The 8,295-nt window shown below is 72.4% G+C and carries 6 protein-coding genes and 1 pseudogene; 3 read left to right on the top strand and 4 right to left on the bottom strand.

Annotated elements, in window-relative coordinates; all coding sequences use genetic code 11:
* Positions 1–364 precede the first annotated feature (364 nt).
* Both TsocGM_RS27975 and TsocGM_RS26220 read left to right on the top strand, forming a co-directional pair.
* Positions 365–808: pseudogene (locus TsocGM_RS27975) on the top strand (WD40 repeat domain-containing protein); the annotation flags it as partial.
* 376 nt (positions 809–1,184) lie between these two features.
* Positions 1,185–1,604 (top strand): PilZ domain-containing protein, encoded by a 420-nt coding sequence (locus TsocGM_RS26220; protein ID WP_158633669.1) that lies wholly within the window; start codon positions 1,185–1,187, stop codon positions 1,602–1,604.
* Between the two features lie 55 nt (positions 1,605–1,659).
* Here the strand turns inward: TsocGM_RS26220 and TsocGM_RS20645 are convergent, their stop codons facing one another.
* Genes TsocGM_RS20645 through TsocGM_RS20635 form a run of 3 tightly spaced genes read right to left on the bottom strand, consistent with a single transcriptional unit; the run spans position 1,660 to position 5,486 of the window.
* The gene (locus TsocGM_RS20645) at positions 1,660–2,568 is read right to left on the bottom strand and encodes an HAD hydrolase family protein (protein ID WP_126727359.1); all 909 of its coding nucleotides are present in this window, start codon (positions 2,566–2,568) and stop codon (positions 1,660–1,662) included.
* Between the two features lie 52 nt (positions 2,569–2,620).
* Positions 2,621–4,114: a hypothetical protein gene (locus TsocGM_RS20640; RefSeq protein ID WP_233579064.1), complete on the bottom strand. Its 1,494-nt coding sequence runs from the start codon at positions 4,112–4,114 to the stop codon at positions 2,621–2,623.
* Complete coding sequence (locus TsocGM_RS20635; protein WP_126727358.1) at positions 4,107–5,486, bottom strand: ArnT family glycosyltransferase; 1,380 nt, start codon at positions 5,484–5,486, stop codon at positions 4,107–4,109. The genes TsocGM_RS20640 and TsocGM_RS20635 overlap by 8 nt, the downstream gene beginning before the upstream one ends.
* 443 nt (positions 5,487–5,929) lie before the next feature.
* On the opposite strand from TsocGM_RS20635, the gene TsocGM_RS27810 reads away from it, so the two are divergent.
* A complete protein-coding gene (locus TsocGM_RS27810; RefSeq protein WP_126727357.1) occupies positions 5,930–7,699 on the top strand; it encodes a beta-lactamase hydrolase domain-containing protein in 1,770 nt (589 codons plus the stop codon).
* On the opposite strand, the gene TsocGM_RS20625 is transcribed toward TsocGM_RS27810, so the two are convergent.
* A complete protein-coding gene (locus tag TsocGM_RS20625) occupies positions 7,617–8,285 on the bottom strand; it encodes an RluA family pseudouridine synthase (protein ID WP_126727356.1) in 669 nt (222 codons plus the stop codon). The genes TsocGM_RS27810 and TsocGM_RS20625 overlap by 83 nt on opposite strands.
* Positions 8,286–8,295: the final 10 nt, after the last annotated feature.

The raw sequence follows: 8,295 nt of genomic DNA, 5'->3' as shown, positions 1-8,295 counted from the left end.
GGGGGGGGGGGATCGGGGGGCGATCGGGCATGGGACTCGGTCCCGTTCTCGTCGACTCGTGGTGGCGCGCGGCCCTCGGCCAGCGATGCCGACGCCTCGCGACCCCGGCCGGCCGACCCCAGGCCGAGGCCCGGCATTATCTTATCACCCCCCGAGCCGATCGTAAGCCTCCGCGTCCGACGACCTCCGCCCCTCCCCTCCTGGCGATCCGCCCCCTTCCGGCGATCGACGGCCTCCCGGGGCGGTTACACCGACGCTCCGGCCGGTCTCTGTTCGGCGGCTCGGGGCGGCCCGAGCCGACGCCTCGACTCGATCAGCTCCCCAGACGGCTCGACTCCCCTCCCCCCTCCGGAGCCTCCCCGCCATGACTCCCCGACGCCGAACCTCCCCAACACTGCCCACCTCCCGATCCCCCCGACCGCAGGCCCAGGACGCCGGTCGGCTCGAAGGGCACGACGATCTGGCCGATGCCGTCTCTTGGTCCCCCGACGGCCGATCGATCGCCTCGGCCGGCTTCGACGGCACGATCCTCCTCGGGGACGCCGAGTCCCGGGAGCTTCACCGAGTGCTCGGCTCCCACGACGGTTTCGTCCTCCGCGTCGCCTTCGCTGCCGACGGCTCCCGGATCGCCTCCGGCGGCAGGGACAAGCTCGCCCGCATCTGGGCCGTCCCCGAAGACGTCGCCCAGGCCAACGAGGATCCGACTCTTATCGTCGAGCTGGCGGAGCACGGGTCCCAGGTCGATGCCGTCGCCTTCTCCTCGAAGGAGGGCTGCCTGATCGCGACCGGGGGGGACGATCGCCTGATCACGTTCTGGAACCCCGAGGACGGCGCCGAGGTCCGCAAGGGCGAGGCACATGCGGCGGCCGTCTCTTGCCCGGCCTTCCGCCCCGACGGCGGGCGGATCGCCGTCGCCGCGTCGGACGGCGCGCTCCAGCTGCTCGACCTCCCCCGAGCCCCGCTACGACAACCCCTCCTTGCCGTGTCGCACCGTTTCTCTTTTGCAATCATCAATGGCGCTGCTTTCGGGAACGCGAGCATGCCCGGAGCTAGGGTTGGATCAGAAGTCGGTTCGATGGACCGATCGAGATTCGAGCATGGCCCGGGGCCTCGCACCCCGCGGCGGCCCCGATGGCCCGCTGGGGCGGCCGAAGGTGACGGAGCGGTACGGAGAGGATTCGCCGATGAGCATCGACGTGATCGAGATGGAGGCCAGGGGCATCGGGGCGGACTCGGGGGCCCACGTCGGCGTGGAGCGTCGGGAGACCCCCCGGTTCACGCCGCTGGTGGATCGACTCTGGCTCGGCTGGTGGGACGGCGAGCAGTTCCAGACGATCGGCTCCCAGTTGATCGACATCAGCCTCGGCGGCGCGGCGATCGCCTGCACGGACGGCCCCGAGACGGGGGACGATGCCTGGTTCTGCGTGGTCGGGCCTCGGCTCTCGGGGGGCACCCGGGCGCAGGTGGTCGGGCGGGAGCCGATGCCCGGCTCCCCAGGCGTCTACCGGCTCCGCCTCCGATTCCTCCCGCGCTGCCCGCAGGACGTCTTCGAGATTGCCCTCGGCTTGCTTCCGGGAGACTCGGCCGAACCGGCTCTCCCCTGAGCGCCGCCCCCCAGCTCGCTCCCGGGCTGGGAACAGGGCCGGGAGATCGCTCCGATCATCGCCTGGCAGCTCCCTTGGCGGACGTCCTCGCGAGCGAGAGCCGCACGACGCGGGGAGGGGCGGGCTCAGGACGACGGGGCCAAGCCAGGCATTCGGAGGGGTCGAGCCCGTCCTCGCCGACCTCCGGCTCCCGCTCACCGACCCCGATCGCGAACTCCCGAAGCGTCGCCGACGGGTCGTCCCCCACCGCCCAGACCTGCCCCACGGCGCCGAGCACCCGGGGAGAGACGGCCCCCGGGCTCCCGGTGACGATCACTGCGTTGGCCAGCTCCCCCGGCGCTTCGGACGGCTCCCGGGAGGCTGGCAGCAGGCAAGGCGGCGCATCCGGCCCCCCAAGCACGATCCCCCAACCCCCGGGCTGGTGCGCGATCGCCCCCTCCGGATCGACCACGCAGAACTGGTACCCCCTTCCTGAGAGCCGATCGAGGACCCCGAGCACCATCGCCGACCTCCCGGCGCCCGAGGTGCCGGCGATCAGGATGGTCGTCCCGATCGGCGGGACTCCGAAGGGCCGCCCCCCGGCTCCCCGCTCGGCCCCGATCGGAAGCTCAAGCCGATTCAGCCGGGAGACGATCCCCGCCAGGTCGTCCTCATCGAGCCGATCGATCCGCTCCGCCACGCCTTCTCCCCGGCTTCCCGAGGTCGTCCAGTCGGCCTCCCCGGCCAGGGCCGGGACCGCGTTGGCAACGGCCACTCCGCACTCCGACTCCCGGAGCAGCTCTCGGTCGTTCTCCGCGTCCCCCACGGAAACGACATTCCGGGGGAAGAGGCCGATCCCCGCCATCGCCGCTCTCAGGCCGGACGCCTTGAGCCGCCGCAGGGGGTCTCGGGTCGGCCCGTCGATGGCGCCGTCCTGGGCGAGCGTGCCGTCGAAGTCGGCGGCCAGGGCGAGGAATCGAGGCATCGAGCAGCGCTCTTGCCGCGGTCCACTCCGGCCGGTTGGACGGGGGCCGTGGTCAGTCGATCGGCGTCGGCGCTGGCCGACGGCCCAGGACGGCCATCAGGGCCAGAATCGCGGCCAACTGCCCGGCGACCAGGGGAAGGAACTGGAGCCACTGCTCCCCCGGCCCCAGGCGACCGAACCAGCCCGGAACCCCTTCCGAGACGATCGTCCGGGTGAACCGCTCTCCAATCCACCAGGGGGGAAGCCGGGAGCCGGTCCAGAGCGGCAGGACCACCTCCCGGAGCGGGTCGGCCACGTCCTGCGGCAGCCGGGCCCCGACCCCCTGGAACAGCAAGATCAATCCTCCTCCCGCCAGGGCAAGCAGCCCCGAGACGATCGCCGCCGGCTTCCCTCCCGAGGCGACCACCCCCGCGACCCCGACCATCGCGAACGGGATCAGCGGCACCAGCAGCCTCGGCCCGGTCGACCAGCCCCCTGTCCATTCCGGGTAGCTGACATTCACCAGGAACACCGAGACGCTCGCCAGCAGCGAGACGATCGCCAGCCCGACCCTCCCCCTGGCGAGCAGCGCGGCCCAGCCGACAGGCGCCAGCATCAAGATCGGTGCATAGAAGAACAGCCCGCGATAGCTCCCCCAGAGCAGCGGCAGGACCTTCCCCCAGTCCGGTCCGCGCAGGCCCAGCGGGTTCTCCGCCGAGTGAACCTCGGCGAACTGCTGTGTCGCGTGGTGGGCATAGCCAATGTCGATCGGAGAGCCGAAGACGAGCACGTTGTAGCCCATCAGCAACGCGGTCGGCCCCGCCGCTCCGGCCGAGAATGCGAGCAGCCCTCGGACCGGAACGTCTCGGGAGATGACCCTCGCCACGGCGAGCAGCCCCAGCAGCGCCGAGATCGGCCCGGCCGACAGCTCGACGACCGACCCGAAGGCCGCCAGGAACCCGGCCGCCGCCATGCCGATCCCCGGCCTGAGCGCCCCGGGACGGTCAAGCAGTGCGAGCGACGCAAGCAGACAGGCCGAAGCGAGCTGGTGCCCGTAACTCATCGTGGCATAGGCATACGCCGGTGTTGCCAGCCCGTATGCCAGGCCGATCAGCGCGGCCCCTCTCGGCCGGCAGCCGACCCGGCCGGCAAGCACGACCAGCACCGCCGCTCCGATCGCCGTCGCCAGGCCCGCCGTGCCGAGCGTCGCCCAGTAGTCCCCCGGCCAGTACCGCAGCGCCGGCCCTCCGATCGGGTGGTCGGGCAGCCCAAGGGCCGCCTTCGCGATCGCATAGGGAACGACCGAGGCCAGGGAGTAGCCCGGCTGCTTGTCGGTGTAGTACCGGCCGTCGACCTGGGCGATGTCGTTGGTCTGCGCCCGGTACGCATCCAGCCGGATCGTCCCCTGATCGACGATCGCATAGGTCAACATCAATCGGCTGGCGCTGTTCCAGTCCCGGGAATGCCAGAAGAAGGCGAAGCTTGCGAGCAGGATCGCCGCCACTCCCGCCGGAGCCAGCAGGCGGTCCCTCCCGGACCAGCCGGGGAACCCGATCCGATCAGGCACCGTCCGCCTCCCTCCTCCTCCCCCGGACGAACCGGGAAGCCGCCGCGACCGCCCCCGCCACGAACCCCGAGGCGAGGATCGCCGAGCCGGACTGGATCGGCAGCAGGTAGCGGTCCCACGCCAGCGGGATGAAGACCGAAACCGTGGCCGCCGCCACCGCGAACTGCACCAGCACGGCCCAGGCCGTGGGCGGCGCTCCGAGCCGATGTTGCCGGAGGCCCAGCCAGGCCGCCCAGCCGACCCCGAGCAAGACCAGCGGCCCCCAGATCGCGGCGCCCCAGTCTTGCCGCCAGTCGTACCGGACCAGCGAGTCGGAATGCCTCGGCCCAAGCGGCCCGAATCTCCCGAACCCCTGGACGGCGACCACCGCCAGCTTCGACGGAAGGTCGGTCAGCGCATACCCCTGCTGCTGGAACAGCGGCGTCTGCTGCCCCGCCTTCGAGACGGCCGCCCGGTGCTCCAGCACGGCGAGCGTCCGGCCGATCAGCCCCGTCTCGGCCATCGCGACGTAGTCCTTCGGGGCCCCTCGAACCGGCCCGGGACGGGCGGTCAGGGTCGGGTTGCCGACGATGAACGTCCCATAAGCGATCAGCCCCGCGACCACCACCGCCCCGGCGACCGCCGCCTTCCGGCTCGCCGGCACGCCGGGCAACACCGCGGCCAGCGCGGCCCAGGCGGCCAGCGTCATCATCGCCAGGCCTCCGCTGAGCTTCGACAGGGCCGCCATCCCGGCGAGGACACCGCCGCCGAGGGCCATCGCCGCCGCCCCCCGGCCGGGTCGCCCGCCGATCAGCTCCCGCCAGGCCCAAAGGCCGACCCCCAGGGCCAGCAGGGTGAACGCCTCGGTCGGCACGTCGGACATCGCCCGTCGGGCGTGCAGCCGGTAGAGCGGGTTGATCGCCAGGACCATCCCGGCGAGGGCTCCGGCCCTCGGCCCGAAGGCCATCGCGCCGATCGCCGAGGCGGCCACGCAGCCGATCGCCCCGAGGACGACCATCGGCCAGCGGCACCACGAGAGCAGGCCCGGACTGCCGAAGGTCGAGGAGGTGTCCTTGTACCAGGAGAGGGCGTCGAGCCGGTCGGACATCGGGTACCCTCCCAGGGCGATCATCCCTCCGATGAGGTACTTCGGCAGCGGCGGCAGGTCGATCCCGCCGTATTCGAGCCAGGCGGGGTCGTCCCAGCGGCCCTCCCACCAGAGGGGGCCGAAGTAGGCCTGGGAGACGTAGGCCCACTCGTCGGCGAAGGGGGGCTCGGCGTCGAGCCCGACGCCGAAGACGAGCAGCGCCAGCAGACCGACGGCGGCCGAGCGGGCGAGGGCGGGTCGTCGGGGTCGGTGCTCGGAGGGGGGATCGGGGCCGTCGGCGGGCATGGCGTCGGGGGATTGGAGGAGTGGGGTGGTGACGATTGGACGGGTCGCGCCGGCAGGAGCGATGAGGCTATTTTATAAATCGGTACAGATGACTGGCAACCGTGCCGGCGTCGGATATGGTTCCGTGACGCCTCTCGTGCGCCCCCTCGGAGTCGGGAACCGGCGCCGGAGGGGCGATTCGTCGCGTCGCCGTCCTCCCGACGGGCGGGGAGGGCGGCCCGTCATCGCCGAGTCCCGACCGCCCCGAGCGAGCCGATGCCCCGAGCCGACTTCCCGACCCGACGCCTCCGGAGCGGTTCTCGTCCCCGACGAGCTCCCTCCGCCGGCCCGACCGGCCGGGGAGCCGGGTCCGTCGGGTCCCCGATCTCCTCCCGCCGCCGCCGACGGAGCGCCCGGCGGGCCGCTCGCCCGATCGGGTCGAGTACCCCCTGGAGGATCCCACGATGAAGACCGAGCGACGCGCAGCGACGGGCCCGCCCGCCTGGCGGGCTACGCCTCGCATCGCGCTGATCGCCTTGGCCCTGGCGACGATCGGCCTGGACGGCTGCCAGTCGCTCCAGTCGATCAACCCCTTCCGCAACTGCAACGGCTGCGGTCCGATCCGACGGCTGGGCAGCGGCATCCGGAACGGGCTGGGCAGCAGCGGCGGCGGCCTCTTCAACCGCAACCGGGGCCAGATCATCTATGAAGAGCCGCCGATCGTCATCGATTCCGACCCTGGCGTCGAGGTTCTGCCCGGCGCCCCCGCCATCATCGAGCCCGCTCCGTCGGTCGGCGCCCCGCTGACCTCGCCGGACCCGGCGCTCGAGCCCCTCCCCCGGATCGAACCCCCGTCGGACTCCCCCGAGTTGGAGCTGACCCCGCTGCCCGAGCCAACCGGCCGGGCTCCGCAGGGTTCAATCAATTCGAGGACCTCCGCCCTCCGGACCCCCGACGCCCGATCGACCGATCGGGCGCCGGCGTCCGTCATCGGCTCGGCTCCCCCGACCGGGGACGCCTACGCCGACCGGATGGCCCGCCGGAGCAGCGACGTGACCTTCTATCGGCCGGTCGCCGCCCCGGACTCCGGCAATCCTCGAGGGCCAAAGGTCCATCCGCTCCTGGCCGACGACCTGCCGAGCATCGACTCGATCCCGGCCCCAACGGCCCCCGAGCCGGCCGCCCCCGAGCCGGCCGCCCCCGGGCCCGTCGAGCCGGCCGCCTCCCCGCCCGCCCCCCCTCCTGACGAGGGGGGGGCCCCGGCCCCGGTCCCCGAGCCGACTCCCCCTGCGGAGAACTCCCAGGCCGCTGAGCAGACCACCGTGATCCCCGAGCCGAGCCCGACCACCGGGGCGGCGCCGGGGATCGCGGCGTTCTTCAGCGTCGAGCCCCACCTGGCCGGCGGCTCGGTGCCGGCCGAGGGGGGCTGGACGACCCTGGTGGAGCGGGGCTACCGCACAGTTCTGGACCTGCGACCGATCGACCAGGTTCTGCCGACGGACATTGCCGCCAGCAGCCAGGCGGGGCTTCGGCTCGTTCTGCTCCCAACGGCCCCCGGGACGATTGACGCCGCACTGGTCCGCCGCTTCGAGGACGAGATCGCCCAGGAATCGGCCCGGCCAATCTTCTTCTGCGACACCTCCGGGACGACCGCCGCGGCGCTCTGGTTCGTCCACCTCGTCGAGGCCGAGCGGTACGACCTGGAGCGGGCCCGCCGGGACGCCGAGCGGATCGCCCCGATCCCTCCCGACCTGATGCTCGCCGCCCGGGGATACCTCGGTCTTCTCCCCTCGGCCTCGGCCGGCGGGTCGCCCCTCCCCGAATCCTCGCCCCCCCTCGCCTCCGCCGATCCCGGCGCGTCGGCGACTGCGGACCCGGTCCCCACATCGACTCCCGACCAGCCCGAAGCGGCTCCCTCCCCGTCGGCCGTCGCCGAGGCGGCCCCCCCTGAGAACTCGACCGAGCCCGGTGCCTCCCCAACCGGCGACCCCGAACCGGAGGAGGAGAGCATCGCCGAGGTCTTCGCCGATCCGTTCGCCCGGCCAGTCCACCCGGTCGACTCGAAGCGATGGGGTCCGTATGCGGCGCTCTTCCTGACCATCCTGGTCGTGCCGCTGGCCTACTGGGGATCGCTGGGCATTCCAACCGGCATCAGGACGAGGGTCCGGGCCAGTCTGATGGCACCGGCGCGACGACCAAGACCGCTTCCGGCCGCGTCGGGTGACGGAACCTGAGCGACCGGGCGTGCAATCCCAGGCGATGCCCGCCGTCCGAGGCCGGCACCCGGGATCGAGCGCCGTACTTCAGGTCGCCCACAATGGGCAGCCCCCGACTCGACAACTGCACCCGGATCTGATGACTCCTGCCGCTGATCGGCCGGATCTCCAGCCAGGATCGGCCTCGCCACCGATCGAGCACCCGGAACGACAGCTCGGCGTCCTTCCCTCCCGCCCCCAGCCGCACGACATTGCTCCGCTCGTCCTTGACGAGACGATCGGTCCACGTCCCCTGGTCTTCCCCGGGCGTCCCCTCGACGATCGCCCAGTAGACCTTCTCGACCGTCCCGGAGCGGAACTGCTCCGACAGTCGACTCGCCCCCTTGCTCGTCTTTCCCAGCAGGACGACCCCCGAAACCGGCCGATCGAGCCGGTGGACCAGGCCGACGAACACGTTGCCCGGCTTGGCATGCCGGATGCGCAGGTCCTCCCGAGCCCAGTCCACCAGCGACAGGGCCCCTGACTCATCCCCCTGGGTCGGCATCCCGGCCGGCTTGTTCAGGGCGAGGCAGTGGTTGTCTTCAAGGAGGACGATCGGCTCCATCGACTCGGCT

The sequence above is a fragment of the Tautonia sociabilis genome, from assembly GCF_003977685.1.
GTDB lineage: Bacteria > Planctomycetota > Planctomycetia > Isosphaerales > Isosphaeraceae > Tautonia > Tautonia sociabilis.
The sequence above is the reverse complement of the archived record's forward strand: the minus strand, read 5'-3'. Positions and strand labels throughout refer to the sequence as shown.